Annotated in this window: 28 protein-coding genes; 14 read left to right on the top strand and 14 right to left on the bottom strand. The window is 41.7% G+C overall.

Annotated features, from left to right (window positions below; translation table 11 throughout):
- Positions 1 to 69 precede the first annotated feature (69 nt).
- Positions 70 to 654, top strand: a complete 585-nt coding sequence (locus tag AAFF35_RS19445; RefSeq protein WP_342328197.1) for a TetR/AcrR family transcriptional regulator — start codon at positions 70 to 72, stop codon at positions 652 to 654.
- Positions 655 to 727: 73 nt separating this feature from the next.
- The gene (locus tag AAFF35_RS19440) at positions 728 to 1,921 is read left to right on the top strand and encodes an MFS transporter (protein ID WP_342328196.1); all 1,194 of its coding nucleotides are present in this window, start codon (positions 728 to 730) and stop codon (positions 1,919 to 1,921) included.
- Here AAFF35_RS19440 and AAFF35_RS19435 read toward each other — a convergent pair.
- The gene (locus AAFF35_RS19435) at positions 1,911 to 2,201 is read right to left on the bottom strand and encodes a barstar family protein (protein WP_074603991.1); all 291 of its coding nucleotides are present in this window, start codon (positions 2,199 to 2,201) and stop codon (positions 1,911 to 1,913) included. The genes AAFF35_RS19440 and AAFF35_RS19435 overlap by 11 nt on opposite strands.
- Before the next feature lie 129 nt (positions 2,202 to 2,330).
- Between AAFF35_RS19435 and AAFF35_RS19430 the strand changes: the two genes are divergently transcribed.
- The 5 genes from AAFF35_RS19430 (at position 2,331) to AAFF35_RS19410 (ending at position 5,767) form a co-directional block, all read left to right on the top strand.
- A complete protein-coding gene (locus AAFF35_RS19430) occupies positions 2,331 to 2,780 on the top strand; it encodes a GNAT family N-acetyltransferase (RefSeq protein WP_342328194.1) in 450 nt (149 codons plus the stop codon).
- Positions 2,781 to 2,802: 22 nt separating this feature from the next.
- On the top strand, positions 2,803 to 3,111 hold the full coding sequence (locus tag AAFF35_RS19425; RefSeq protein WP_342328193.1) for a hypothetical protein: 309 nt from the start codon (positions 2,803 to 2,805) through the stop codon (positions 3,109 to 3,111).
- On the top strand, positions 3,111 to 3,770 hold the full coding sequence (locus AAFF35_RS19420; protein ID WP_342328192.1) for an ATP-binding cassette domain-containing protein: 660 nt from the start codon (positions 3,111 to 3,113) through the stop codon (positions 3,768 to 3,770). The genes AAFF35_RS19425 and AAFF35_RS19420 overlap by 1 nt, the downstream gene beginning before the upstream one ends.
- Before the next feature lie 193 nt (positions 3,771 to 3,963).
- Positions 3,964 to 4,146, top strand: coding sequence for a hypothetical protein (locus AAFF35_RS19415; protein WP_342328191.1), 183 nt, complete (start codon positions 3,964 to 3,966; stop codon positions 4,144 to 4,146).
- Between the two features lie 151 nt (positions 4,147 to 4,297).
- Positions 4,298 to 5,767 carry a rhomboid family intramembrane serine protease gene (locus AAFF35_RS19410; protein WP_342328190.1) on the top strand — a complete coding sequence of 490 codons (1,470 nt, stop codon included), beginning with the start codon at positions 4,298 to 4,300 and terminating at the stop codon, positions 5,765 to 5,767.
- 2 nt (positions 5,768 to 5,769) lie between these two features.
- On the opposite strand, the gene AAFF35_RS19405 is transcribed toward AAFF35_RS19410, so the two are convergent.
- Entirely contained in the window at positions 5,770 to 6,555 is a 786-nt protein-coding gene (locus tag AAFF35_RS19405) for a DUF72 domain-containing protein (RefSeq protein ID WP_342328189.1), read from the bottom strand.
- Positions 6,556 to 6,628: 73 nt separating this feature from the next.
- Between AAFF35_RS19405 and AAFF35_RS19400 the strand changes: the two genes are divergently transcribed.
- The gene (locus AAFF35_RS19400; RefSeq protein WP_342328188.1) at positions 6,629 to 7,549 is read left to right on the top strand and encodes a bestrophin family ion channel; all 921 of its coding nucleotides are present in this window, start codon (positions 6,629 to 6,631) and stop codon (positions 7,547 to 7,549) included.
- 1 nt (position 7,550) lies between these two features.
- Here AAFF35_RS19400 and AAFF35_RS19395 read toward each other — a convergent pair whose 3' ends face one another.
- The 3 genes from AAFF35_RS19395 to AAFF35_RS19385 form a co-directional block, all read right to left on the bottom strand.
- Positions 7,551 to 8,450, bottom strand: a complete 900-nt coding sequence (locus AAFF35_RS19395) for a cation diffusion facilitator family transporter (RefSeq protein ID WP_342328187.1) — start codon at positions 8,448 to 8,450, stop codon at positions 7,551 to 7,553.
- A complete protein-coding gene (locus tag AAFF35_RS19390) occupies positions 8,443 to 8,637 on the bottom strand; it encodes a hypothetical protein (protein WP_342328186.1) in 195 nt (64 codons plus the stop codon). Before AAFF35_RS19390 ends, AAFF35_RS19395 begins: the two co-directional genes overlap by 8 nt.
- Positions 8,638 to 8,813: 176 nt before the next feature.
- Entirely contained in the window at positions 8,814 to 9,821 is a 1,008-nt protein-coding gene (locus tag AAFF35_RS19385; RefSeq protein ID WP_342328185.1) for a hypothetical protein, read from the bottom strand.
- Between the two features lie 140 nt (positions 9,822 to 9,961).
- Here AAFF35_RS19385 and AAFF35_RS19380 point away from each other — a divergent pair, with 140 nt between their 5' ends.
- The 4 genes from AAFF35_RS19380 (at position 9,962) to AAFF35_RS19365 (ending at position 15,925) form a co-directional block, all read left to right on the top strand.
- Positions 9,962 to 10,534 (top strand): TetR/AcrR family transcriptional regulator, encoded by a 573-nt coding sequence (locus AAFF35_RS19380; protein WP_342328184.1) that lies wholly within the window; start codon positions 9,962 to 9,964, stop codon positions 10,532 to 10,534.
- Between the two features lie 306 nt (positions 10,535 to 10,840).
- A complete protein-coding gene (locus tag AAFF35_RS19375; protein WP_342328183.1) occupies positions 10,841 to 11,722 on the top strand; it encodes a hypothetical protein in 882 nt (293 codons plus the stop codon).
- A 2-nt stretch (positions 11,723 to 11,724) separates the two neighbouring features.
- Entirely contained in the window at positions 11,725 to 13,074 is a 1,350-nt protein-coding gene (locus AAFF35_RS19370) for an SWIM zinc finger family protein (protein WP_342328182.1), read from the top strand.
- Between the two features lie 7 nt (positions 13,075 to 13,081).
- Positions 13,082 to 15,925 carry a DUF6493 family protein gene (locus AAFF35_RS19365; protein WP_342328181.1) on the top strand — a complete coding sequence of 948 codons (2,844 nt, stop codon included), beginning with the start codon at positions 13,082 to 13,084 and terminating at the stop codon, positions 15,923 to 15,925.
- A gap of 65 nt (positions 15,926 to 15,990) precedes the next feature.
- Here AAFF35_RS19365 and AAFF35_RS19360 read toward each other — a convergent pair whose 3' ends face one another.
- A complete protein-coding gene (locus tag AAFF35_RS19360) occupies positions 15,991 to 16,845 on the bottom strand; it encodes a YwqG family protein (protein WP_342328180.1) in 855 nt (284 codons plus the stop codon).
- A 218-nt stretch (positions 16,846 to 17,063) separates the two neighbouring features.
- Positions 17,064 to 17,738, bottom strand: coding sequence for a hypothetical protein (locus AAFF35_RS19355; protein WP_342328179.1), 675 nt, complete (start codon positions 17,736 to 17,738; stop codon positions 17,064 to 17,066).
- Positions 17,739 to 17,966: 228 nt separating this feature from the next.
- On the opposite strand from AAFF35_RS19355, the gene AAFF35_RS19350 reads away from it, so the two are divergent.
- Complete coding sequence (locus AAFF35_RS19350) at positions 17,967 to 18,515, top strand: TerD family protein (RefSeq protein WP_342328178.1); 549 nt, start codon at positions 17,967 to 17,969, stop codon at positions 18,513 to 18,515.
- A 68-nt stretch (positions 18,516 to 18,583) separates the two neighbouring features.
- Here AAFF35_RS19350 and AAFF35_RS19345 read toward each other — a convergent pair whose 3' ends face one another.
- The 6 genes from AAFF35_RS19345 to AAFF35_RS19320 form a co-directional block, all read right to left on the bottom strand.
- A complete protein-coding gene (locus tag AAFF35_RS19345) occupies positions 18,584 to 18,979 on the bottom strand; it encodes a DUF1634 domain-containing protein (RefSeq protein WP_342328177.1) in 396 nt (131 codons plus the stop codon).
- A 4-nt stretch (positions 18,980 to 18,983) separates the two neighbouring features.
- Positions 18,984 to 19,817, bottom strand: a complete 834-nt coding sequence (locus tag AAFF35_RS19340) for a sulfite exporter TauE/SafE family protein (RefSeq protein WP_342328176.1) — start codon at positions 19,815 to 19,817, stop codon at positions 18,984 to 18,986.
- 4 nt (positions 19,818 to 19,821) lie between these two features.
- Complete coding sequence (locus AAFF35_RS19335; protein WP_342328175.1) at positions 19,822 to 20,475, bottom strand: FadR/GntR family transcriptional regulator; 654 nt, start codon at positions 20,473 to 20,475, stop codon at positions 19,822 to 19,824.
- Positions 20,476 to 20,627: 152 nt separating this feature from the next.
- Positions 20,628 to 22,109, bottom strand: a complete 1,482-nt coding sequence (locus AAFF35_RS19330) for a hypothetical protein (protein ID WP_342328174.1) — start codon at positions 22,107 to 22,109, stop codon at positions 20,628 to 20,630.
- 71 nt (positions 22,110 to 22,180) lie between these two features.
- Entirely contained in the window at positions 22,181 to 22,438 is a 258-nt protein-coding gene (locus AAFF35_RS19325) for a hypothetical protein (protein WP_342328173.1), read from the bottom strand.
- A 78-nt stretch (positions 22,439 to 22,516) separates the two neighbouring features.
- Positions 22,517 to 22,951: a VOC family protein gene (locus AAFF35_RS19320; RefSeq protein ID WP_342328172.1), complete on the bottom strand. Its 435-nt coding sequence runs from the start codon at positions 22,949 to 22,951 to the stop codon at positions 22,517 to 22,519.
- A 169-nt stretch (positions 22,952 to 23,120) separates the two neighbouring features.
- On the opposite strand from AAFF35_RS19320, the gene AAFF35_RS19315 reads away from it, so the two are divergent.
- The gene (locus AAFF35_RS19315; protein ID WP_342328171.1) at positions 23,121 to 23,777 is read left to right on the top strand and encodes a hypothetical protein; all 657 of its coding nucleotides are present in this window, start codon (positions 23,121 to 23,123) and stop codon (positions 23,775 to 23,777) included.
- Positions 23,778 to 23,780: 3 nt separating this feature from the next.
- Here AAFF35_RS19315 and AAFF35_RS19310 read toward each other — a convergent pair whose 3' ends face one another.
- Complete coding sequence (locus AAFF35_RS19310; protein ID WP_342328170.1) at positions 23,781 to 25,103, bottom strand: HAMP domain-containing sensor histidine kinase; 1,323 nt, start codon at positions 25,101 to 25,103, stop codon at positions 23,781 to 23,783.
- Between the last annotated feature and the right edge of the window lie 43 nt (positions 25,104 to 25,146).

The following is a 25,146-nucleotide window of genomic DNA, read 5'->3' as shown; positions in this document are numbered from 1 at the left end:
ATGAATTGTTTTATATGTTTTGTACTGATTAGTAAAAAACTATATCTTTGAGGCTTAGTTTTAAGAAATATGTCTGGAAGGCCAAAAATATTTGAGGAAGAAGAAGTCATCAGTAAAGCTGCGGCCTTGTTCTGGTTAAAAGGATATGAAGCCAGTTCTACAGAGGAATTGCTGTTGGCTATGGGAATCGGAAAGGGGAGTTTTTACCTGGCTTTTAAAGGCGGTAAAAGAGAACTTTTTGAAAAGGTCTTAACGGCGGTAAGCAAACAGGAACTGAAACAGCTCAGGAACAAGCTGGCCATTGCGGAGAATCAGGTAGAGGTGATTAGAAACCTTTTCAGGAGTATCGGCCTTGCCTCAAAAGAAACCAATGAAAAAGGTTGTCTGTTCGGTCATACCATCGCCGACTTTTCCGCCAGAGATCTGGCCTTGACCAATATCGCCGCACAGCATTTACAGCAATTGGAAGAAATCTTTCATCAGGTCATTTTCCAGGCCCGCGAAAAGAACCAGCTAAAGACCAGCGAAGATCCGATGTTGTTGGCCAGCTACCTGATCACGATGTGGAATGGTCTGGGAATTTCCAGAAGGATAGCTTCCCAATCCGGCGCGCTAAGTCCTTTAATTGAAATGCAACTGAAAGTGTTGCTGTAGTTTTTTTATCCTATTGTGTACTAAATGGTACATAATATATTTATCTCCCTGAACCTTATAAATCCAATTCAAAATGATCACTGAAAAAGAAGAAATGCCGCTCCCTCGTTTAATGGTTTTATTATTTGCCGTTGCAGCCGGATTAGCCGTTGCTAATGTATATTATGCACAACCAATGCTCCACCTGATGGCTGCCGAATTTGGGATTCCGAAAGGTTCAGCTGGAATAATTGTAACGGTTACTCAAATCGGATATGGCCTTGGACTGTTGCTGATTGTCCCTTTGGGAGATGTGTTGAACCGACGGAAGCTGATTTCCGGACAAATGCTGCTGTCAGTACTGGCATTGATGATCATTGGTTTTGCTCATGATCGTTTTGTTTTCTTTACCGGAATGGCATTATTGGGTTTGTTTGCAGTAGTGACACAGGTGCTGGTGGCTTATTCGGCTACTTTAGCCGCTCCCTCTGAACGCGGGCGTGTGGTTGGATTGGTGACGAGCGGAATCGTAATCGGCATATTACTGGCGCGTACGGTGTCTGGAACAATGGCCGATCTTGGCGGTTGGCGTTCTGTTTATTTGCTCTCCGCAGGCCTGACTTTAATTTTAACAGGGATACTGATGAAGGTCTTGCCAATAGCCGATCAGAACAAAACATTGACCTCTTATCCGAAATTGCTGATTTCCATGTTCAGGCTATTTGCTACTGAACCTTTGCTGCTGATTCGCTCGCTGATTGCCATGTTTCTTTTTGCTGCTTTTAGCACACTTTGGACAGCCCTGGTATTTCCTTTGAGCGCCCCGCCATTTTCGCTTTCTTCCACCGAAATCGGTTTATTTGGCCTGGTAGGGGTGCTCGGCACACTAGGGGCAACAAAAGCCGGGCAACTTGCGGATCGTGGAAAAGCACAATGGACAACAGGTATGGCGTTATTGCTCTTGCTGCTGTCCTGGCTTTCGATTGGCTTTACAGCGTCCTCCCTCTGGGCATTGGTGCTGGGAATCATTATACTTGACCTTGCTGTTCAGGCCGTTCATGTGACCAATCAGAGTATGATTTATACTTTGCAGCCGGAAGCAAGGAGCAGGATCGTTGCAGGATACATGATCTTTTATTCCATTGGCAGCGGACTGGGCTCCATCACGGCGACTAAAATATTTGCGGCCTCAGGCTGGACCGGAGTCTGTGTTTTGGGTGCAGGCTTTAGTCTCCTGGCATTGTTTTTTTGGTGGCTAACGCGGAAGTATGGTAAGGCTAAGCTTTAGAAAATTCAATATGGTCATGTTCTTCAATAATCCTGACGAGCTTGTCGGCCAGCTTTTTTCCTAAGTCCAGTTTGCTCTTTGAAAAATCTTTCCAGATGAGCTTTATGGGTTCTTTATATTCATGAACGCCAAAGCCGCCTTCCAGAAGGTCGCTGAAAGCGTCCAGATTATGACCGGTTTGCCAGTCCAGATCTTTACTCAATACCTTATCTGTTTCTAAGTAAAATGTAGCTAATTCTGAAAAGTTCTCCCCGTTGATAATGATTGTTTTCTTATCCATTTGATACTGCTGTTAGACCGAACTCAATTGTTTCCTGTCGGAAATACATTTGGGCTTAACAATCCTGATCAGGAAATAGTTTTAGATTTGAATACATTTGTTATTTAATTAATATTTTGTCACCAGCACATGAAATACGAGATCGATACTGTTCATCCATCAGAATATCAAAAGCTAACGGAACTTTGGGAAGCATCTGTTCGGGCAACACATCATTTTCTTAAAGAAGAAGAGATCCTTTTCTTCAAACCACTTATTTTAAATGAATATTTAGCAGCAGTCGAGCTCAGTTGTATCAGAGACAACAGTGGCAAAATTCTGGGTTTTGCAGGGATTTCAGCAGACAAACTGGAAATGCTTTTTATTCATCCTGATGCCCGGGGTATGGGGATTGGAAAAGCGATTTTGAAACATGCAATTGAGGCGTTGAACGTGAGGAAAGTGGATGTGAATGAAGACAATCCCCAAGCGGTCGGATTTTATGAACACCTGCATTTTCAGACCATTAGCCGCTCTGAAATGGATGGGATGGGAAAACCATTTCCAATACTACATATGGAACTGAAATTCCCTTCCTGATTTTACTTCATTTTGTAATGACATGACCATAAGAAAAACACTGCGCCTGCTGCTGACTTTTTATTCCGGCTTCTTTCCGGCAACATTTCTGATTTCTCTGGCCTGCACCGGTCTTTTTATGTATCTGGGGTTGGCTTCACTAACGGTGTTGATCTGGTTTAAGCTTTTTACACTTGGCATCATCATTTATTATATCAGCAGCTATAAGTATAAAGAATTCCTTTACTTTCAAAATCTGGGTATTTCTAAAGTTTTTCTTTGGACCTGTGCGCTGAGTGCTGATCTGCTGATCTTTGCCATGCTCTTCATCTTATCTTTAAAACTGAACTGATGAATAAACTTGAAGTAGACAGCATTCTTCTTGAATATGGCTCCAGAAGAATCTTATCTGATGTTTACCTGAAATGTGAAACGGGAAAGATCAGTGGTTTGCTGGGAAGAAACGGAAATGGGAAAACCAGCCTGATGAACATTATTTTCGGAAGCCTCATTCCCAATAGCAAATCGGTTCGTTTCAACGGAGTGTCCGTTCCAAAGGCTTATGCAACTCCCGGACTGCTGGCCTATCTTCCTCAGTTTAATTTTATTCCTGCGAGTTTAACGTTAAAAAGGGTGTTTGCTGATTTTGATATAGATTACCGCACTTTTGAAACGCATTTTCCAGAATTCAAATCAAGCTACCACAATCGGGTACTCGGGTTATCAGGCGGACAAAGACGCCTGCTTGAGCTGTATGTGATTCTGAAGTCCAAATCGAAATTCCTCCTGTTGGATGAACCTTTTTCTCATTTAAGCCCTTTGATGATCGACGTGATCAAGGAACAACTGGAAGAAGAAAAGAAAAACAAAGGCATCCTGATCACGGATCACTTGTACCGCCATGTGATTGATGCTGCTGATGATCTTTATTTATTGGCAGAAGAAAATGTCCATCTCGTTAAACAAATGGCCGATATCGAACGCTTGGGATATGCTCATTTAGACCGTTAATTCAAATTAATTTTCAGTAGAATTTAAATACCTTAGTGGCATAGTTTATATAGAGATGAATAAAGCCGGCTTATTTCTTATTGTTTTTCTTGGTCTTGCCTCAGGAACATTCGCACAACGATAAAATCAGTATTTTTTTAAAAATAACGGAGTCCGGGTAAAGCTTCGTGACAGTGCTGATTACCTGCGTATTGTGCAGGAACCCGAGCAGGGAAGTAAGTTGTATAAAGTAAATGAATACTATCTGGATGGAACGGACAAGAGCTCGGGCTTTTCTAAGACGATAAATCCGGTGACGTATGAAGGTGCTTACGTTTCCTATCATAAAAACGGAAATGGGGAGGTAATTTTTGAACTATGGATATTTCTAAATTAATTCCATCTGCTGAGGACTTATGTGTTAAATGGAATTATCCGTAAGCTTACAAAGAAAACATAAATAGCATTTTGCTTTTTTAAGAACCATTGGATTTCATAAATAAAAAATGAACCTTTGACCGCATAAAATTCCCTGAAGAAAAGAAAATATGGCAATAGGATTTACCCCGAAATACCTGGAAGAAATTCCTTTAAATGATGGAGGCAGAGCGGCCTTTCTGGTTCGTACGGTTGAAGTGGTTCATAAATTAGGCTGGAAAATCCTCCAGCTTAGTGAGTCGGGAGTCATTGCTTATACAGATAAAGGCGCATTTTCCTGGAATGCAGAGCTAAGGGTAACGATTGAAGAGGAATCCGTACTGCTCGAAAGTGTATCCGTAGGAAGCGAAATGGTAGACTGGGGAAGAAATAAAAAGACCGTAGGACAGTTTTTAGCTGCTTATCATGAACTGGAATCTTTTTCTCCGGAACAACTTGCTCTAAAGTATGAAAGCCTGAAACCTGATTTCGTTGCTCCGGAAGATGATCTTTTAAAGCTGCCCCCGGCAACAACTGCAGAAAGTATTAAAGAGTTCCTGTATGTTTTCAGACCGGTAAAAGGATATGTGGTGACTCCGGTTTTAATGTACCTGAATATTCTGGTCTTTATAATGATGGCCATTGCAGGGGTTAATATTTTTGAACCTGCTACCGAGAGTTTACTCAGCTGGGGTGCTAATTTTCGTCCCTTAACCTTAGGAGGACAATCCTGGAGACTGCTGACAAATTGCTTCCTGCACATCGGGATTTTACACTTGCTGATGAACATGTACGCATTGGTCTATATCGGACTTCTTCTGGAACCTTATCTGGGTAAAGTCCGGTTTATTTCGGCTTATCTGCTCACGGGCATCACGGCAAGTATTGCCAGTTTATGGTGGAATGACTTGACAGTCAGTGCGGGTGCCTCCGGTGCGATTTTTGGAATGTATGGTGTGTTTCTGGCCATGTTGACCACAAACCATATCGAAAAAACAGCACGTAAAGCATTGCTGACCAGTATTGCGGTCTTCGTTGCCTTTAACCTTTTAAATGGGGTTCGGGGAGGAATAGACAATGCAGCTCATATCGGCGGACTGATTGGTGGGTTAATCATTGGTTACGCCTTCCTTCCAAGCCTGAAAAAAGAAGATGATTCCCGGTTGAAATTTGGCACGATTGCATTGATGAGCTTTTTAATATTGACCAGCTCATTTGCTGTTTATAAAAAGATGCCCAATGACTACGGTGCTTATGACCAGAAATTTGCCGTATTTACAGCCCTGGAAGCTAAAGCGCTGGCAGTATATCAATTGCCAACAGATGCACCAAAGGAACAGCTACTGAAAGGACTGAAAGAAAATGGTGTTGACAACTGGCGCAAAAGTTTAAGCATCCTTAAGGAACTGGACGAATTGAATCTTCCTCCGGTATTTCAGGAGCGGAACGTGATGCTTAAAAAATATTGTGAACTGAGGATTAAAAGCTATGATCTCGCTTATAAGGCTATAGCCGAAAATACCGAAAAGTATAAAGACGAAATGATAGGATATAATGTAGAAATCCAAAACCTTTTAAATGAGCTGACTGCTCAGAAATAAAGTCAAAGGGTCGGAATGGAAATTGAGGTTAGATAACTGTTCAGGCTTTGGAGGTTCCTGATTGCATCACCAATGGTATTGTTAAAATAAACATATACCGTTTTTCCCGCTTCATTCCAGTCTTTGATATAACCGGCGTATTCCATTAGAAAATCATCCGTATACCCGCCTTTATAATCTCCGTCTGGCCCATGAAAACGGAGGTACACAAAATCCTGCTCCTGTTCAATCATAGGACTTGCAGCGCCTGGTTTATCATGAAGGACAATGGCCATCCGAAATTTGCGCAACAAGTCGTTGGTTTCTTCCTGATACCAGGAAGGATGACGGAATTCCAGGGCAATTTTCCATTGCTGTTCCGGATCGCCAAGCCGGACATGCTGTAATAAATGCTCCAGTTGAGCCTTCCGGTCGCTTTTGAGACTGGGAGGGAATTGAAGGAGCAGACAGCCTTTCTTCTGGCCTGTTGCTGCAATACATTCCATGAACCGGCTGACCGCCTCAGGATCAAAGGCCAGGTCTTTGCGATGGGTAATTTCTCTCCAGAGCTTAAAGGTAAATATGAAATCATCCGGAACACTTTCTGCCCATTTTCGTACGGTAGCCGCCATCGGGATCTTATAAAAAGAACTGTTAATCTCTATGCTGTTGAATAAAGTTCCGTAAAAGGTTAACCTGCTTTTATCGCGGAATTCTGCAGGATAATGCTGCTTATTGGGGAAAGGAAGGAGCAGGCCACTGGTTCCTGAGAAGTAGCGATTTTGATTCGGAATTCTTGTTGCTTTCATATGGCATATAACAGTTTAAGAGTAGATTGGGTTTTAAAACGTTGTTTTGCAATAAATGTTTAATTTTGGAGTCATGATCCAAAGGAAAAACGAACATTGGTTTAGCATGCTTTTTATATGGAAAGGTTCTGTCTTACCACAACTCCTCCCAAGGTTGCTCATGCTGTTCCTGATGTCAGTAGGAATTGTATGGCTTAAGGGGACCTTGTTTCATTTTAAAATTCCGCTGAGCCCGGCGCCATTTACCCTTTTTGGGATTGCACTGGCCTTATTTCTGGGCTTCAGAAACAATGCGAGCTACGACCGTTTTTGGGAAGCGCGCAAGCTCTGGGGTGCTTTATTGAACGATACCCGCTCGCTTGCCAGACAAGCCATTACCTTTAGCGGTTATCACCGCGATGGTAAAGAGGTGGATACTTTTCTTCGCTATCTGATTGCTTTTACTTATGCTTTAAAACATCAGTTAAGGGGAACAGATGCTGGCGAAGACCTCAGGGAAAGACTCGATCCGGCACTTGCAAAAAGATTAAGCACGGCGATATATAAACCCATTATGTTGATGAAGGAAATGGGACTTTGGGTTCAACAGGCTAAGGAAAGCGGAAAAATTGATACGATCCTTCAGGCCGCGTTCGATGAAAACCTGAATAAACTATCGGATATTGTAGGAGGTTGCGAACGGATTGCTTCTACACCGATTCCTTATACTTATCATATCCTGCTGCACCGCACGGTCTATATTTATTGTTTTCTTTTACCTTTTGGATTTGTAGATAGCCTCAGCTGGTTCACCCCTTTCATTGTCATTTTTATCGCCTATACTTTTGTCGCACTGGAGGCGATTGCAGATGAAATAGAAGAACCTTTTGGGACTGCACCCAATGATCTGGCTTTAAATGCGATGGCGCAAATGATCGAAACAACCTTGCTGGAAATGGGGGGGAAGCACCTTCCTGATTATAGGAAAAAGAGTATTGATGAGATTCTTGACTAAGTTAGTTTTCTGCCGGTTGGATGATCACAAAACGTATAAACGGGAATTCCTTTTTAATGATTTCACGGATGCGTGTGATGGCACCGGTAATGTCTTCCGTGTCCATTTCCGGTTTAAAAACGACCATAATCATCAGTAGAACTTCTTCCGGTGATTGATAAGTGGACATTACATTGGAAACACTGACCACAGTCTGGTCTTGTTCGGTTAACAACCTGATTTTCTCTTTTGTTTCCGGAGCAATGCCTTCACCCATCAGTAAGCTCCGGCTTTCTCTGGCAAGAATTGCAGATACAAAAACCAATAACAGCCCCACCAGAACAGAGGCCAATCCATCCATATAATCCAGATCAAAATTGTGGCCAATCAGCATAAAGACCAAGACGATCAGTAAACCCATAACAGCCGCACCATCTTCAAAGAGCACAAGGAAGCTGGATGGATCTTTACTTTTTATGATGGTCTGCCACCAGTTCATTCCATTTCTGACCTTGTTAAACTCTTTGATCGCAACAGAAAGAGACCAACCCTCAAAAACAATACATAAACCCAGTACGGCATAGTTTACCAATGGATTACTGATGGGTTCCGGTTCGATCATGTGTTGTATTCCCTGGTAAATGGAAATGCCTCCGCCAAGACCAAAAATCAGAATTGACACAATAAAAGACCAAAAGTAAAGCTCTTTCCCGTAGCCAAAGGGCCTGCTGCTATCCGGTGCTTTTTTACTTCTTTTGAGACCATATAACAGTAAAACCTGATTGATCGTATCTACCATGGAATGGATTCCCTCAGAAATCATTGCGGAGCTGTTCGTGAATCCGCCGGCAATAAATTTAGTCACTGCAATGAGCAGGTTCGCAGCCAGGGCACTGTAAATAGAGGCATTGTTTTTAGTCATGGGTAGCTTCCTCCTCAAAATTGTTGAAGTTGCTTAAAGCGGATAATATCGGATCCGCATCACACCGTCTGGTGGTCAGCATGATCACGCCGGCAATTTCCACCAGAAGGTACAGGGCAGTAAAACCAAGAACAAGCTTTAGCTTCTTTTCATGCTTTCCTGAAGAAGAGACCGGAATTGAAGTCATTGATGATGAACAAGGTAAATATGGCGATGATTAGTTCATTAACAAAAAATCTTTTCAATAGTTTAATATTTTTTAGGGAATGACCATCTGCAATATATGCCGGGCAATAACTGAAACTGATGTAATAAAATTTAGCCGCTGATTTGAAGCGGCTAAATTTTATCCAAACCGAATAATTATCGGTTGATTTGTGTAATGACTACCCCAAACTCTTTCAAACGGGCAAACGCTATGGGAGTAGAGATGATGGTTTCTGGAAGGTACAAACCTCCTTTTTCCACTGCATGATATCCTTCCAGTCCTAAAACAGCTTCAGTGGCAAGTAATACCCCCAAAGCAGTCAGGTGAGACTGCCCTTCAGGATCCGAAACTATGGTCCTGATCTTTCCGTGTTCTCCGGATAATAAAGTCCCTTCTATATCAATATAAAGATCGTGAGATGCTTTTTCTCCTTTATTCATTCCTATTGATTTTCCTATAGAAATGTCAAACCTGACGTTTGGTGAATCTGAGATTGCTGCCAGGCTGGGTACATCTAAGGTTCCCATAGGATAAGCATCTATGGAGCTGCCATCACTTAGTTGTAATGATCTCGCATTTTGCGTGGCATCCAGCCATTCCCACTTTCTGTTTCTACGCAGCAGCGCCCTTCCCACAAAGCTGTCCAGTTGGGCTGCAATCATTGGGCCGATCGGATCTTCCGTATCATAAAGACAAGCGGTTTCCATATGATCAATTTTGCTGAATTGCGTTGCAGCTTCCTTGGCAACCAGGGTCAATATTCCTGCCTGCCAGTGATCGGCCAGCACAATCCTGGACTTAGATGCCCTTTGCTGGAGCAGAAAAACGATAGGAGCAAGTTCATCAGCAAGTTTTGTGATGCTGATGTGTGCAATGCCATGAGCAATAGCAGCTTCTATCAACGCATTTTTTGGATCCTGAAGTGCAGCAATGACGAGGTCAATGTCTCCAAAACTGCCCAAATCAAAATCTGTAGTTAAATCCAGATATTTACTTTCTGCATGGCCTAGTCCGATCGCCAGTTGTTCTCCTTTTTCAGGATGCCTTCCGCAAAGTATAAGTTCTATGTTTGCGTATTTCTTTCTGATATGCCCTGCAATATTGCTTCCGACATGTCCGTATCCGCCGGCAATTAAAATTCTTAGTCTCTTTGGTGATTCCATGGGTGTTCTCTTTATGTGTCTTAAACTTTTGTTGAAGTTTATGGTAATTTAAATTAGGTCATTCGACCTATTTTGTCAAATATAGGTCGAATGACCTAATTGTTCGAAAGAATAAAATTACTTTTAGATTTGCATGACAAATGAAGAAAAGAGAAGACAAAATCAATAGCATTGTACAGAACACGATTTCCTTGCTGCAAGAAGAAGGGGCTGGGAATTTATCGATGAGAAAGGTCGCAGAACGTTCAGTGATCACGTTGAGTAATCTTCAATATTATTATAAGGACAAGGATGATCTTTTACTTGCAACGGCGGAGTACTATTTTAAGCGTTGCGAAGAAGAAGTTATAAAGACCTGGGAATCACTAAAAACATCTGAAGCTTTTCCGGAGCAGAAATTTATCCGGCAAATCCTTTCTGTTATTCTGGTAGAAGAAGACCGGAATGACTTTGCAATGTTTCGGGAAATCTGGGCACTTTCCCTGAGAAATAAAGCGCTTGGAGAGGCGGTTCATCGATATTACCACAAGTATGGTGTCTGGCTTGTAGAATTGATCAGCTCTTTCTCTAAACATCCTGAAAAGGTAGTTACGTTATTGCTTCCCTATGTAGAAGGATATTCAATTATGGGAAACGCACTTCCTTTAGATAAAAAAGCGACCATTGATTTATTATCCGGATTGATCGATCAACTAAACAAGGCAACTGATTAATTCGGGGAAGCCGTTTTGATCATTTCAATCTTCACGCCCACTCTTTGCGTAGGCGTGGTTCCATCCTGACGAAGCCATAAAGCGGCAAGGCTTCACATCCCAGGAAAGGTAAAGCAAGAAGAAAAAATATATAGGTAATTCTTATGTGAAATGCTTTTAAGGTATTTAAATTTAAATACACGAATGTTCAGTGTTAAAAAACTGACATCTCCGGGTTAGGGAAATTAAGTTTTTATACCGGCAGAAAAACACGTATAATAGGAGTGATACAATTAGCGTTAGTTATTTTAACATAGAGCATTATTCATGAAAAGATGTTTACCACTGTTCCTTTTAATGATCCTTTTCCCTGGCCTGGCCATTTGTCAGGATGTTTTTAAGGGTGGATCCAAAGAGAAGTTTGAAGAGTCGAGAAAGAAGATAGAGGCTGGAATAACTGAAAAGGAAAAAGACAAACTGGAGGTCGCCATGAGGGTTCTGGCCCTTGCTGTGATTTATGAAAGGGGGGATAAGCCCGCAAACCAAAAGCGGTCTTTTGATGAGGTGGTACGAAAAAGAGTCAACGGAAAATCCCTGTCTGAGGTGTTCAGTCTGGCTGAAAACTTCGTAAAAGAAGACCACCAGCGCAAAATAGAAAAAATGGAGGCTGAAGTAAAAGCGGAAGACCTTAAAAAGCAGAAAACAGATCAGCTAAAAGCTCAGTTAAATGTGTTGCAGGCGAAACCTGTAAAAGCAGATCTTTTGAATGGTCAGTTGATCATTTATTGTGCTTTTACCAATCAGGGCGATCGGGCAATCCTTAATTATACTACCGTAATCGGGTATTCTTCTACAGCAGATGAGAATGATGGCTGGAGTTGCAGCAAAGGATCTTCCGGGACAGATATCTTTAAACCTCAGGAAACGAAAATGTTTAGCTGCAGCTACCCCTTTGAGGCTGCTAAGAAAAACTCTACCGCCATAAAATGGGATCAGATGACTTTCCCCATCACAGATTTCTCTGCCTATAACCTGGTAATGGATTGTTATACCGAAAAGCTGGAGATTGCCGGAACAAGTTATGCTTTGAGCAAGAATGAATTTACAAAAGAAGAAGAGCGGGCCTTAGCAAAAAGTAAACTGGAATTGGATAAACTAAAAGCTGAACAGGTCAGCCTTGATGATTTTATGATCGTCAGGAAGAAATAAATATGACAGATACCGTGATCAATTATCAGTACGCACAGCCCTCTGCGTTACTGAAATCAGCACAACATGAAAGCTTATTGCTTTCCAACTTTAGCGAAGTCCAGAAAGGTTTAGTCGCACCTTGCTTTTTCTGGGGGAAGCTACGTAAACCTTTCCTGGTATCCCGCTGTTTGATTACGCTATCGAATGTCGTACAGTCGGGTTTCAACCTCTCGCCGGCAGAATCGGCTAAGCTTAAAGATCCGATTGTAACTGCCGGAAATGGAAAATTGCGCTTTGAGGGCTTTTCGCATTGCGCAGGCGTTTATGCCCGTGTAGATGTTTTACCTGATGGTTTGGACGGGGAGTTTATTGAAAATGGGACAACCAATGTCGATTTTAATCAACCGATGATCTCGGCATTAGGCGGAATCAGACCGGAAGAACAGGTCATGCTTTCTGTTGGAAGTCAGGACCTGTCTCTACATAAAGAAGGGAATACAGTAGTGGAAAAAAAAGTACCGCTTCCATTGAAATGGATTAAGGGGCTTACGACCGTACAAATTTTTCTGTCTGAATCCGCCATATCACATACCTTTAACAAATTACAGGCGTTACAGTTATTTCAGGGCATTCCTAAAGGTGTGTTGAAAAATGATTATTACCTCGTTAACCGGGGGAACCGTCCTTTGTTTTCTCCTTTGAAATCACCGGGAGCAGTTTGTATCGGTGGCCTTCACCGGTTGCGCTTACTGGAACCATTGTTGCCTTATATAGATAAACTCTGTGTATTTCCTCATCCGGGGATGCAATCGACTACCTGGCAACTTTATTTCGGGCCATTGCGATTCAGTCTCTCTTTATCGAGGGAATCCTGGCGTGGGTTTTCGGGGGAAGGAGCTGCGCTTGAAGCTTTAATTGAAGATGTTCCGGACAGCTGGGTGGATGCAATGGATAAATACAGTTACACCAATCAGGAGTTTAATCCTTCTTTATTGGCGGTAGAAGAAGACCTGGATTTCAGGGAGGTCGGGAACCTGACCGGAAGACTGGCCGCGATGGGATTACTGGGTTTTGATTTGGACGACAATCGTTTTTTTTACCGTCGGCTGCCCTATCGTTTGGATCGGATCATGAGCCTCAATCCGCGAATGAGAGATGCGGAGAAACTGATTCTTGAAGGTAAGGTTCAGATCATCAGTCGCAATGAAGGTAAGGTCGATGCCAGGGTGGAAGGGTCAGGCCTGAAACACACCATCGTCCTTGAAGGAGAGAAAGCAAGATGTACCTGCACCTGGTTTAGCAAGTACCAGGGAGATCGGGGGGCATGTAAACACGTACTTGCCGTTAAAAAAATGATTACGAATATTTAAATTGATAATGATAGAAGCGTACCTCGATATATTGGAAGAAGGCAGGAAAGATTTGCTGATTCCCTTTTTAAAATCATATACTGCTAAAGAAAGACATGCACTTGTTCCGGTCATCAAAAAGGAAGAGCGCCGTTTAGATAAATATGAATTCAGGGGCAATGGTAAATATTCCAGAATAGCCACTGATGAACAGCTCTGGATCTTGTCGGTGAGCACATTTGCCTGCTTTGGATCTGAAGATAGAAAGGCACTGCAGGGCTGGACCTGGCGGGCTTACCAGGATATGGACGAAATTCTGGAATGGCATTGCCCTTCCTGGTTTTCTTCTTTTATTCATGGTTTAAAGGATGAGGAGTTTCTTCCCGTTCCTTATTTGTATGTATTGGATTGGCAGGTAAAAGGATACCTGTCTGCAAGTCCGGAATTACTGGCGGCGATCCTGCCGATGTCGATCTATGTAAAGGACGATAAAATAGCGCATTCTTTTAATTTCCGTCCGCAGGAACTGGAGAAAAATCCCGTTACACTGGAACAGCACATCTGGCATCTTTTCGAATATCCGACCATTGTAAATCGTGTAGAACGCTTTTTAAGCGTGATAGCAGGAGAAAAGGAACAGGAGAAATGGATGGGGGTAATTCAGAGGCTGACTGAAAACCGGCAGATGGACAGAATGCGGGTGTTAAAAGAGAGTTTGCTGACGGTTAACCGCAATTTTAATAAAACGCTGACTGCCTGGTTTGTAGATCTTTTTTTGTTGTTGGATCCGGTAGAAGAAGAATTGATCAGGTTGCAGGATCAGCTTTTCTCTGCATTGTCCAGCGTACAGTCTAAAGCAGTAGGAGCGGTGTTGACTCTTTTTAAAAAGTTATATGCTCATCCTGATTTTCGTACCGCTGATTTTATCGCACAGCTTTCTGTATTGTTTTCTTCTGAAGTGAAATCTGTGGCGAAAACAGCGCTTTCTATTGCAGAGAAGATTGCAGAATCTGCGCCTGATACAAGACAGGATATTTGTATCCAGGCCATAAATATCTTTTTGAGTAAAGATGAAGCCTTACAATTACAGTCCGCGAAATTGATCAGGAAATATGGGGATATGGACAGTGCTGAATTAAAAGAAGCACTTTTTCCTTATACAGAGGCCGTCCTTATGTCGGTCAAGCCTTTATTGCATCCCTGGTTAACAACAGCTGAATCCGGGCTGGTTGATGAGCGGGGAGCGTTAGGGCTTTTGGAGGAGGAGGATCCTTTGCAGTTTCGCCTCATTAGTGCAGATAACCGCATTCCGGAACTGAAAGATATCGAAGACCTTATTTTTCTTGCCGGACAATCGTTGGACAATAATGAACCTTATCATTTTGACCTTTTACCAGCAGCAATACTACAATTTAGTAAGGAAATTACCGGAGAAACCATCGCACAATTGGAGCCGGCCTTTTTGCGTGCTTACAAGGCGAACAGTCAATGGTCTTCCGGATTAGGTTTGTTTGATCGTTTGCTGGCCGCTTTTCTGATCAGCTATAGCGGCTACCTGACCGTACAATTCCCAGAGCATGCTTCCGGACTGACGAAATTAAAGAAGCAGTATTCGATAGGAGATCTTGATCTGGATTCCTGGAACCGTCAGATCGATTGCCATCTGTTTGATCCTTTTAAGATGATCTTCGATTCCGTTTTGGAACAAATAAAAAAAGGTACTTCAATTCCCTTGTTGTCTACTTCTACCCATAGTCCTTCTTATATTGATCCAAAAATACTGGTACAACGGTTCAAAGCCTATCAGGAAGCCGGAGCCGAACCCCATACCATGGATGTGCAGCTGGCCTTGCAACGATGTGCACTAGATGATACTGAGGAGGCTTTAGGAATGGCACAGTCTGAACTGCGCGGAGAGTATAAGGACCTGATGATTTACTTTTTAGATAAAGGAGCCCCCCTTTCCGGGGAGGTTATTCATCCCAACTGGTGGTTAACTGCGACCATACTCCGTAAAGAGGGGCAGTTCCCTCAGGCCCTGAAGGTTAACGCGGAACAGGAAGTTCTTCAGACTTTGGTTAAGGGGGAGTTCGAATGGAAGGCTTCTTTGAATGAATACCTGGCTTATGGAGAATATAATTACGAAACAGGTAAATCTGAGCGTTATAAAGCCTGGAGTCCGGAGATTTTAGTGAAATATCCGGTCCATGCGACCAAAAAAAGAGCGCAATATCTTTTTGTGGAGTATTTCTTTGAGAAAGAACTTCAGGAAGCCTGGGAAACGGATGTCCCGAGGCTGATATTTGCATTTCCCAACCATCCTGACCTCATCCTAAGCAGCCGGATTAATCAATATCTGAAAATCTCTTATGCGGAGAGTGATGGATTGAGGGCGCTGACCAAAATGTTGATGTCGCTCCGTCAGTTGAATGGAGAATTGTCGCCTTTAGGGAATTTAATTGTCGCTGCGGGAATGCTTCATTCCGATAAAACGGTTCGTGGGTATGCCGCGGAACTTTGGTCAGAAAGGGTTGGAGAAAGAAGGATTGCAAGCACGGAAACAGGAAGGATACTTGGATTGCTGCAGCGAATAGAATGGGCACCACTGAAAAGATTAACGGATTTAATGATGAGCAATATGATGGGACTGAGTACTGCACATCATATGGCATTAGAAGAGTTGATTGTGGCTTTACTTTCCCAATTGGAAACAGAACCGATAAAGAACCTTAAAAAGCTATTGGAAATTTACCATGAACTGATTGCTTTAAATGGTTCGACTGCAGATCTGGAGAAGATCCCTCAACTCAAGACCTGGCACATCACCGGCAGTCTGAAAAAAGTAGTCGGAGAGTTACTTAGTAAAAACTAACCGTTAAGAAAGGCCATAGAAAAAGTATCGCTTCTTTTCTATGGCCTTTCTGATGATCATTACCTTTAGCAGCACTGAAGAATCAGCCAGCTGTTTTCAAACTTTTCTTCCTTTAAATCTGCTTCTTTAATCCAGAAGTATAACCTGCCTGAATCTCCCCACATCATTCCACAGTCGTCTTCATTGCTGTCTATCTGCAATAGTAGATTCCAGTTTCCGGAATTGTCCTTTAAGGCTTGTGCTTTGGGGTCCTCATAAGCGGTGGCATCACCACAATAGAATCCATTACTGACGAGTTCGCACTCATATTCCATTCCACCCTGGATGTTGTTGGAATGTCCCAGTACCTTATTGACGTTTCCTTCATTCAGATCTTCATTCAAATTGTAGTAACTGTCATACTCCTCATCACTTAGGTTGACCTCTTCCATAAGGCTGCTTTGGTAGTCAGGCACGTCGGAGGCCGCGCTGTAAGTCAGGGATGCGGAATCAAAAAATGCCCAGTCTTCCAGTTGCTCAGGTTTTTCTTTTCTCTCCAGAGTGCTGACCGGGCCTTTATAGTAGTATACTTTAGACTTGTCTTTATCCTCGGGATCATAACCCCAGGTTTCCTGACTGGAATCATAAAAAAAGTACAGTATGCCTGTTGCAGGTAGTTTACCTTCCAGATCCAGATGATGCAGTTCTTCCAGGTTGATTTGGGCAATAAAAGACATTGGAATGTCTTCACTGGCAAACCAACTGATGTTTTCTGGTAAATCGGGTGATCCTCCGATTTTGGATTGCCCTAAATGGATTTGCGACTCACTTTTTTTATTTAAAGTAATATGAATGCCGTTTTTTATTTTCGGCTCTGCAATTTTCCATATTCTGGATAGGTGATTTTCTTCAAATAGTTGCTTTAACTGTTCTTTATTCATATTGGAGCTGATTGATCTACTAAAAATAAATTTATATAATTTTATCTATAAAAACGATATAGATAAATCGATAAAAAATTTCTGGATAACCAGCATTCCAATTGAGGGTTGGGGAAGGGGAGGGCCGGTTGAACCGGAGAAATTAACGTATCGAAGCATTGATAACATGCTTCGATACTGAATAATTGATGACCTGGATGAGGTCTATAAGTAGAGTTTTACGCCTCAGTAACGGCAGTACTTGATTTTATTTTTAAGTTCTTGAATTGGTATTCAGAAATGATATGTTTCTTTTCACTGATCTGAGTAAATTCAAATTGTTGTTCTTCTTGCAGGGAAAGGTAGGCTTCTTTGGCTTTAAGGTAAGCACAACGGTATAATTCTCCTCCATTTTGTAGTTTTCCGCTCTTCTCATGTTGGTAAGCTGCTTTATATTCGCTCAGCTTATCCTGGAACATGCGTTCTACTCTTCCTAAGGTTGTGGTTTTTGCACTGAATAATAGTTCCCAGTCATCATAACCACCATCTCTTGCTGTGGTTAAATTTAAGGTTAGTGTTTTACTTTTTCCTTCATTGGAAGAACCAATTTTTATTAAACCACCTCTTTTTGATCCGGAGATATAGATATAGCCTGGTTTTAGCTCTCTTAAGGCAGCAGCAATTTTAGTCGTATCGCATTGTGGACAAAAGCCTCCGATAGTTTTTAAGGTATGCGTATCATTTTCGCTGCAGGCAGCAGTGTTACAGGCGATCACCTTGTCCGCCTCAGTCATACTTTTCTGTAGATCTTCTGTGATATCTCCCCCCTCGGCATCGAACAATAGTTCTGATGAGATCTTGTGCTTCTTTAGAAAGGTTTCCTGTTCCTTTGTTAATAGGTGCTTAATTGTCATTTCCAAAATTAGTCATATTTATTGGCTTTAAATTGATTTAGCTTAATCGGGTTTTATTTGGACAATTAATTATTCTTTTGTGTCTTGATTGTCTTATGGAAATATCTGTTGTGATTATGGATTAAGTATGTTGCTGTTGACGTAATATATAAAATAATCTGACCTGGTATTGTTTATGTAAAATAATGTGCCAATATTTGAGCGTAAAGAAAAAACAAATCAATACATATGGCTATTAACTTACAAAAAGGGCAGAGGGAGAATTTAAGTGCCCCAAAATTTACTGTTGGACTTGGATGGGATACGAATAGTTCAAACGGGCATGATTTCGATTTGGATGCTTCAGTTTTTATGCTTGGCGAAGATAAAAGGCTGGTTTCAGATGGACACTTTATCTTTTATAACAATTTGAATTCTCCGGATGGTGCGGTAGAACATACTGGCGATAACCTTACAGGTGCGGGAGATGGTGATGATGAGGCGATTAAGGTTGACCTTACTAAAATAGATGCCAAAGTTTCGGAGCTTTGTATTGTCGTGACGATACATGAAGCACAAGCCCGCAAGCAGAATTTTGGTCAAGTGAAGAATTCATTTGTCCGTATCATTGATCACAATGGTGTTGAGCTGATGAAGTATGAGCTCGAGGAAGATTTCTCTATTGAGACTGCTGTAGAGTTTGGCAGGATTTACCGCAGAAACGGAGAATGGAAATTTGAAGCAGTAGGTGTGGGTATGAATGGTGGATTACAAGACTATCTGAATAAATACCAGTAATCAAAACTGGAATAGAACAAAGGCTGTCCGCTTTTTGAAATACATTTCATTGGCGGACAGTCTTTTTGTTAAATCTTTAGTCCTCCGAACATACTGAATAAGATGATCGAAAGGACAATCACTGTGATCAACACATAAAGTTTATCTTTTTCCAATATAAAGGCGATCAGAGAAAATCCGATCCTCAAAATGGGGGTTGCAATCAAAATGACGACGCCAAGTTGGATAATCTCTTTGGCGCTTCCCTGTCCCAAGCCTTTTAAAATGCCGGTTAAACTGGTATAACCCGCAGGTTCTCCATTAAAAACGGTATAGTGGGGTATACCTGATCCATGTTGGTATAAATACCAGATCCCACCAATTATGGCTACTATTCCGGAAACCAGGACGCCATATCGCAAAACCTGACCGATGAGTTGCTGCATGTCGTAATCGGTCACTCTTTTAATCTTTTCTATCTTCATTTTATTAAAATTTATGATGAATACCATTGTAAATCATGTTGATGGCAATCAGGGTGATGGCGCTGCAAAAGATGATTTTCAGCCATTTTACATTAATTTTCATGAGTAGTTTAGAACCGGTAAAAGCGCCTGCAAGTACACCAATGATTACCGGAAAAGCGATACCAGGGTCGATATATCCTCTTTGAAGATAGACTACAGCACTGGCAGCAGCGGTTACACCTACCATAAAATTACTGGTGGTGGTACTTACCCGAAAGGGGACCCGCATGGCACTATCCATGGCAAGGACTTTTAAGGCACCAGAACCAATTCCCAATAGACCAGAAAGAACTCCCGCTACAGTCATGATAGAAAATCCGCCTGCAACATTCTTTAGTTTATACTCGACGATACCCTCTTTTGTCGGATAGCTGCTATTTAATTTCAACGCATAGGAAAGTTTGCTGCCTTCGGAAAGGGCTGTTTCATGTTTTTTTCGTAGTGTCATGGCCGCGGAAAAAATAAGCATCACACCAAACAGGATGGCTACCATGTTTACAGGCGTATAAATTGCCAGAATAGCGCCAATTACTGCACCGGAGGTCGTGGCAATTTCCAGGAACATCCCAAGTCTGATATTGGTGATGCCTTCTTTTACATAGGCACTGGCTGAGCCTGAAGAGGTCGCTATAGAAGCCACCAGTGCCGCACCAATTGCATAACGGATATCTACATGGAAGCCTAGTGTTAAAAGAGGGATGATGACCACACCTCCGCCCAGACCCGTTAAGGAACCTGCAAGGCCTGCAAGATAAGCACCCAATAAAAGGATGAGGGTAAAGAATAAAATATTCATGATGTTAGTAGTTATTGTCTAAAATGGTTAAAACCAGTTGTTCCGCGAGCTGAGGATTCTTTTGTGCAATGGCTGCAGCCAAAGACTCATGTAAATGCTGACTGCCGGCAAAATTTTTAATGTCTTCGGCATCCCGGAGAGAGAAGAAGTTACGCATCACTGTGCTGAAATTTTCATACAGATCAGAAAGGACATGATTGCCGGAAGACTTTGCAATGCTGATGTGGAAAGCAATGTCTGCTTCTGCGCACTTCTTTTGCTGATTGCCTTCAATGGCTTTCTTGCGTTGCTGTAAATGTTCCTGCATCGTCAGGATGTCCTGATCACTACGATGTTGACAAGCCAGCCGGACGATTTCCTTCTCCAATAAGGAACGTACGCTGTTGATCTCTTCAAAATCTGCCCGTTTTAAACGTTGAGAAAGTGTTTCATCTTTGATTTTCGAGGCAACAAAAGTGCCCGAACCCTGCTGTACCTTCAGAATTCCGGAGATGGCCAGTGTTTTTATCGCTTCACGGATACTGGAGCGTCCGACACCGTAAAATGCCATGAGTTCCGGTTCTGCAGGGATCTTTTCTCCTTTTTTCAATTTCCCGGAAGCGATATCTTTCTGGATTCCAATAATGACTTTATCGGAAAGTTTTATGGTTGTTTTCATATTTAAACATCAGATGTTTCAAAGGTAAGCGATAGATCTTAAACATCTGATGTTTGTGTTGATTTTATGACGTTTTTATTTCAGTGATGGAAAGACTGGTTGCTTTTGCGATGTTATGAATCGGTAAGCTTTTAGAAATACGAAAAGCTGAGTTAAAACGGAGAGTTCAGTTCTTCTTCTCTGACTACGCGGGTGCTCTTTCTCATTTTTCCTTTGATCATCTTATCATGTGTTTCAGCGATCCGATCGTCATCCAGGTATCTGATTTCGTAGTACTCTACCAGCGTTAGCTTATGATTGATCCATTTGTATTTTTCAGAACCCCAGTTTCCAGCACCATTGCGCCAGGCGGCGGAAATGGTTTTGCTTTTTACATCAACAGTAGGTTGTGATAAATCGGATAGTTTTTGATGATAATCAAACTGTTTTGTTTTAGGGTTATACAGGTAGTAATTATTACCATAGTTCGGGCCGGCGCCTCCGGAATGCGAATAAAATTGCAAATCAGGATAACCATCAAAGTTGACATCTATGGGATGAATGATCTGAGTCGTATCGTTAACCAGACCGGGCTCTTTAATCACCTGTATCAGTTTCTTGTCTTTATAGATCTTTATCCCTAAAATAGGTCCTAAAGCATTAGGGAAGGATTGGTCTTCCGGATAGGAACTATGTTTTATCCGGAACTGCAGGCCGTTTATAATTTGAAGTTTTCGCTGTCCGATCCATAAATCATCAATGTATATCCTTCCTGAAGTTACCTGGCCATCAATTGAGATGTGTTCCCCCCAATACCATTCGTCAGTTTCCTTCGTAATGGCGATAAAATCACCTGCATGGAGGTTTTTAAAATGATCGCTCCCAATGGTTCCGGTATGGAATTTCACGTCAACCGGAAGGTATAAGAAAGATTGATATGCTTTTGCTTCCTTCAGTTTAAATGCGCTGAAAGCCTGTTTGTAGCTCAGGTATTTTTTTGCGGTTCTATAACCAAAATCTCCTAAAGGATAACTGTAATAGGTACTTGAATCCACCTTTACAGAATCAGATACCAGTTCAAATTTCTTTGATTTGAGTATAAAGAGGTTTTTACCTGAGTAGAAATTGCTGTCACTTAGTTTATACCTGTAGCTGTCGTCTGAGGAGTAATTGTCAAATGCCTGATTCCATATAAAACCATTGTTGAAATAGGGTCGGACAGGGTTCCAATAGTTTCTTTGCTTTCCTATGTAGAGCTCCATTCCTACAAATTTTCTGACCAATGAGTCACTGTAAGTGATGTGGAAATTATCAGGGGAGTTTTTATTTAGCCAAACCATCTGGATTGGATAATATTCCTTATTATTCGGGTCATTTTTACTGATGACCACTACATATCTGACACCGGTTGTGCTGTCTAAAAGTGGCTTATACTGGTAATTGTAAAAGGTACTGATGTTTAAATCCGGATTGGTGTTTTGTTGATCATAGGGCTTAAAGTAAGCGTTTATAAAAGCACTATCTGTTCGGTAATCAACCTTATAAATTCCGCTCTTTACCTGTGCGCTTACTATAGAACTGAAGAAGAGGAGGGAAATTAACGCTAAACTAATTTTACCATTGAAAACCGGAAAGGAGGATTTAAGCAGAAGCATAGAAAGGGAACAGTATCAAATTTGAAACTGCGAAGATCATCATAATAGAAGAATTACAAGCATCCTATCGGTTACTTCTTTTTGTCTTTCTCTTCCTGGTCCTTTTTAGGAGCAATTCCTCTATCTACATTTAAGGTATATGCGGATTCCGAAGCATCAAAAGCCTGTTTCAATATCTGGGTATTGGGCTGCTCATTTCCTTCGGGAAGGTCAAAGTTTTCATCGAAGCCATTGGAATGGATATCTTTTTGACTTTGCTGATCATCCGATTCTGAGTTTATAGCATCATCTAGCGGGACATTGTCTTCTGGGTTTATAGGCGTAGTCATGGTTTTTTGCTTTAAGTATATTAGAGATAACAAATCATTGCGCTTCTTGTTTCAGAAATAAACAGGATACTGAGCTGCTTATTCAGACTCAGGCCAATGGAATACGAGCAGGAAACCATCAGGATCTCTGACGTATAATGCTTTAAAGCCATAAGAAGTTGTGGATGGCTCCTGCACGTCAACCCCATTTGAGGACAGATAAGTGTATACCTTATCGAGTTCTTTACAGCCAAAATAGATCGACATGTCGTGGCGGTCAAGCCAGGCATTTGCAGTAATCGGTTTCGGACAGCTCTTTTCCCCCCTGGGCTCCAACATAAGTTCAATTCCATTTAACCGAAGTAAAGCCCATTGGAAATCATCTTTTCGCTCCGGTTTATCATCAGTTTGTACGAGATCAAAACCCAGTAGATCGCGGTAAAAGCGAACCGATGCAGGCATATTAAAAACAGACAATAAAGGGGCCGATCCCTCAAGGTTAATCGGTTTGGTTGAGTGGTTGGTATTTGACATAGTAATTCTCCTTATATCTTAATCATCTTGGTGAGCATAAGTTAGTTGAATATTTATAAATTACGAAACAGTAATAAGAAATTCACCTTAATACCTGTCTGTGACATAGCTGTAAAGGAATATTCCTAATTTAGGCCTCCGATAGGAATACGATAAACCCAGAAGAATCATGAGAATTAAAGAATTACATCTGCTGACAAATAATTTAAAAGATACCGCTCAGTTTTATACTCAGGTGCTTGGCGCTACAGTAAAAGCAGAAAATGAGCTGGAGCTTTCTCTGTCATTGGGAGAAACGCTGATTTCTTTTCAAAATTCCTCAGAAGAAAACCCCGTTTATCATCTTGCTTTTGATATTCCAGGAAATAAACTGGAGGAAGCCTATCACTGGTTAAAACAGAGAACAGCGATCTTGCCGGTCACTGCAGAGACAGAATTTGCCGATTTCCAGCTATGGAATGCAAAGTCTTTCTATTTCTATGACAACAATGGAAATCTCCTGGAACTGATCTGTCGTTATGATCTTGACAATGATTCAGATCTTATTTTTGATAGTTCTTCCATTCTATATGTCAGTGAAATCGGATTGGTTTCTGATGATGTTCCCTTTTTAGCGGAAACTCTGATGAACAAATATGGATTAGAGGTCTATTCAAAACAACCTGCCCAAGATAATTTTACGGCATTGGGAGATGAAAACGGCTTGTTAATCATTGTAAATGCAGACAGAAACTGGTTCCCTACGGAAACAAAAGCCAAATCATTCCGGACTAAAATCGTTTTCAATACGGGAACTGATGAAGACCAGGAACTGAGTATAGCTTAATGGTTAAAGAACTTCGCCCTCCAGGGGGAGCGCTACATAAAAGGTAGTTCCGATGCCTACCTGACTTTCAAACCAGATCTTTCCACCCTGAGCCTGTGTATATTCCCTGCAAAGGAAGAGTCCCAGTCCAATCCCTTTCTCATTGGCAGTCCCGTAAGTAGACTGCGCTTTCAGAGAGAAAATTTCCGCTTTGCTTTCTTTGGGAATCCCATTGCCGTTATCCTGAACTTTAATCAGGCAATGCTGATCTGATTTGCTGACACTGAGTTGGATGAGTCCCTCTTCTGGCGTGAATTTAATGGCATTTCCTATGATGTTCCGGACAATCAGCTGAAGCATGTGAACGTCTGACATCACGGCCAATAAAGGGTCAATCTGGTGGGTCAGTCTGATTTTTTTCTCTTTTGATGCCGCTTTCTGAATGCTGATCACCGGTGCAAGCGCTTCGCTCAGGTTGTTGACTTCCAGGTTTACCTTTCCGTCGTTGAGCTGAGCCTTAGACCAGGAAAGCATATTGTCCAGCATTTCCTGAGTGCTGCTCACCGCATTGGTCAGCTTCCTTTCCATCATTTCTTTCTCTTCTTCAGTAAGAATGTCCATTCTGAACAACTCCATATAGCTTTGAATAGAAGCGAGCGGCGAACGTAGATCATGTGAAATGATAGAGAAGAATTTTGTTTTCTCATGGTTCATCTTTTCCAGCATCTGTGCCTTCGCTTCAGCAGATCTTTTTTCCTTATAATAAGCGGTCTTCAGATAATACAGACCTACAAAGATGACGAGGATGTTAATGATATAGGTGGAGGCCATGTCAATAAACATGGCGGCATTGTTGGTATAGGTGCTCTGAATGTCTTCCGGATTTTTATATTCAAAAAAAAGCAAGCCGAGCCCGGTACCTAAAGAGAGGACAGACCATAACCAATATTGTTTCCTGGGGGAAATGATCATAATCAGGAAAAAAGCAAGCGTAAAGGAGAGTAAGGAAGGTCCCCTGACGCCGGCATTAAAGAAATAATTCGTACCCAGCATCAACAAAACCATGACCGAAGAAATGATGACGCTGAATTTGAGCTGCCTCTTGAAACGGGCAAGGTAATAGGTGATACAGAAACCAAGGAATAAAATGGCAAATATCGCTGTTGCTACTTTTAACCCGGTATAATAACTGAAAGGGACATTATATCCAACAATAATAATGGCGATGATACAGATCGAATTAAAGACCTGATTCTCCAGTTTGAATTGCCCTGGGGCGCCAATGAGAAAGTAGATCGCTCTTTTTAAAAGGTTAAGGAAAGTAGGGGTGCCTTCTGGTAGTAGCATGGCGTAAAAATAAGGAAAGTATTGTAGAAAAGAATTCAGCTGA

This window comes from Pedobacter sp. FW305-3-2-15-E-R2A2 (assembly GCF_038446955.1).
Taxonomy (GTDB): Bacteria; Bacteroidota; Bacteroidia; order Sphingobacteriales; family Sphingobacteriaceae; genus Pedobacter.
This window is presented reverse-complemented; position numbering and strand designations above follow the sequence as displayed.

What these genes read in the sequence shown, in the direction of transcription:
- AAFF35_RS19445 (WP_342328197.1), top strand. Translation starts at nt 70, where the DNA reads ATGTCTGGAAGGCCAAAAATATTTGAGGAAGAAGAAGTCATCAGTAAA.
- AAFF35_RS19440 (WP_342328196.1), top strand. Translation starts at nt 728, where the DNA reads ATGATCACTGAAAAAGAAGAAATGCCGCTCCCTCGTTTAATGGTTTTA.
- AAFF35_RS19435 (WP_074603991.1), bottom strand. Translation starts at nt 2,201, where the DNA reads ATGGATAAGAAAACAATCATTATCAACGGGGAGAACTTTTCAGAATTA.
- AAFF35_RS19430 (WP_342328194.1), top strand. Translation starts at nt 2,331, where the DNA reads ATGAAATACGAGATCGATACTGTTCATCCATCAGAATATCAAAAGCTA.
- AAFF35_RS19425 (WP_342328193.1), top strand. Translation starts at nt 2,803, where the DNA reads ATGACCATAAGAAAAACACTGCGCCTGCTGCTGACTTTTTATTCCGGC.
- AAFF35_RS19420 (WP_342328192.1), top strand. Translation starts at nt 3,111, where the DNA reads ATGAATAAACTTGAAGTAGACAGCATTCTTCTTGAATATGGCTCCAGA.
- AAFF35_RS19410 (WP_342328190.1), top strand. Translation starts at nt 4,298, where the DNA reads ATGGCAATAGGATTTACCCCGAAATACCTGGAAGAAATTCCTTTAAAT.
- AAFF35_RS19405 (WP_342328189.1), bottom strand. Translation starts at nt 6,555, where the DNA reads ATGAAAGCAACAAGAATTCCGAATCAAAATCGCTACTTCTCAGGAACC.
- AAFF35_RS19400 (WP_342328188.1), top strand. Translation starts at nt 6,629, where the DNA reads ATGATCCAAAGGAAAAACGAACATTGGTTTAGCATGCTTTTTATATGG.
- AAFF35_RS19395 (WP_342328187.1), bottom strand. Translation starts at nt 8,450, where the DNA reads ATGACTAAAAACAATGCCTCTATTTACAGTGCCCTGGCTGCGAACCTG.
- AAFF35_RS19390 (WP_342328186.1), bottom strand. Translation starts at nt 8,637, where the DNA reads ATGACTTCAATTCCGGTCTCTTCTTCAGGAAAGCATGAAAAGAAGCTA.
- AAFF35_RS19385 (WP_342328185.1), bottom strand. Translation starts at nt 9,821, where the DNA reads ATGGAATCACCAAAGAGACTAAGAATTTTAATTGCCGGCGGATACGGA.
- AAFF35_RS19380 (WP_342328184.1), top strand. Translation starts at nt 9,962, where the DNA reads ATGAAGAAAAGAGAAGACAAAATCAATAGCATTGTACAGAACACGATT.
- AAFF35_RS19375 (WP_342328183.1), top strand. Translation starts at nt 10,841, where the DNA reads ATGAAAAGATGTTTACCACTGTTCCTTTTAATGATCCTTTTCCCTGGC.
- AAFF35_RS19370 (WP_342328182.1), top strand. Translation starts at nt 11,725, where the DNA reads ATGACAGATACCGTGATCAATTATCAGTACGCACAGCCCTCTGCGTTA.
- AAFF35_RS19365 (WP_342328181.1), top strand. Translation starts at nt 13,082, where the DNA reads ATGATAGAAGCGTACCTCGATATATTGGAAGAAGGCAGGAAAGATTTG.
- AAFF35_RS19360 (WP_342328180.1), bottom strand. Translation starts at nt 16,845, where the DNA reads ATGAATAAAGAACAGTTAAAGCAACTATTTGAAGAAAATCACCTATCC.
- AAFF35_RS19355 (WP_342328179.1), bottom strand. Translation starts at nt 17,738, where the DNA reads ATGACAATTAAGCACCTATTAACAAAGGAACAGGAAACCTTTCTAAAG.
- AAFF35_RS19350 (WP_342328178.1), top strand. Translation starts at nt 17,967, where the DNA reads ATGGCTATTAACTTACAAAAAGGGCAGAGGGAGAATTTAAGTGCCCCA.
- AAFF35_RS19345 (WP_342328177.1), bottom strand. Translation starts at nt 18,979, where the DNA reads ATGAAGATAGAAAAGATTAAAAGAGTGACCGATTACGACATGCAGCAA.
- AAFF35_RS19340 (WP_342328176.1), bottom strand. Translation starts at nt 19,817, where the DNA reads ATGAATATTTTATTCTTTACCCTCATCCTTTTATTGGGTGCTTATCTT.
- AAFF35_RS19335 (WP_342328175.1), bottom strand. Translation starts at nt 20,475, where the DNA reads ATGAAAACAACCATAAAACTTTCCGATAAAGTCATTATTGGAATCCAG.
- AAFF35_RS19330 (WP_342328174.1), bottom strand. Translation starts at nt 22,109, where the DNA reads ATGCTTCTGCTTAAATCCTCCTTTCCGGTTTTCAATGGTAAAATTAGT.
- AAFF35_RS19325 (WP_342328173.1), bottom strand. Translation starts at nt 22,438, where the DNA reads ATGACTACGCCTATAAACCCAGAAGACAATGTCCCGCTAGATGATGCT.
- AAFF35_RS19320 (WP_342328172.1), bottom strand. Translation starts at nt 22,951, where the DNA reads ATGTCAAATACCAACCACTCAACCAAACCGATTAACCTTGAGGGATCG.
- AAFF35_RS19315 (WP_342328171.1), top strand. Translation starts at nt 23,121, where the DNA reads ATGAGAATTAAAGAATTACATCTGCTGACAAATAATTTAAAAGATACC.
- AAFF35_RS19310 (WP_342328170.1), bottom strand. Translation starts at nt 25,103, where the DNA reads ATGCTACTACCAGAAGGCACCCCTACTTTCCTTAACCTTTTAAAAAGA.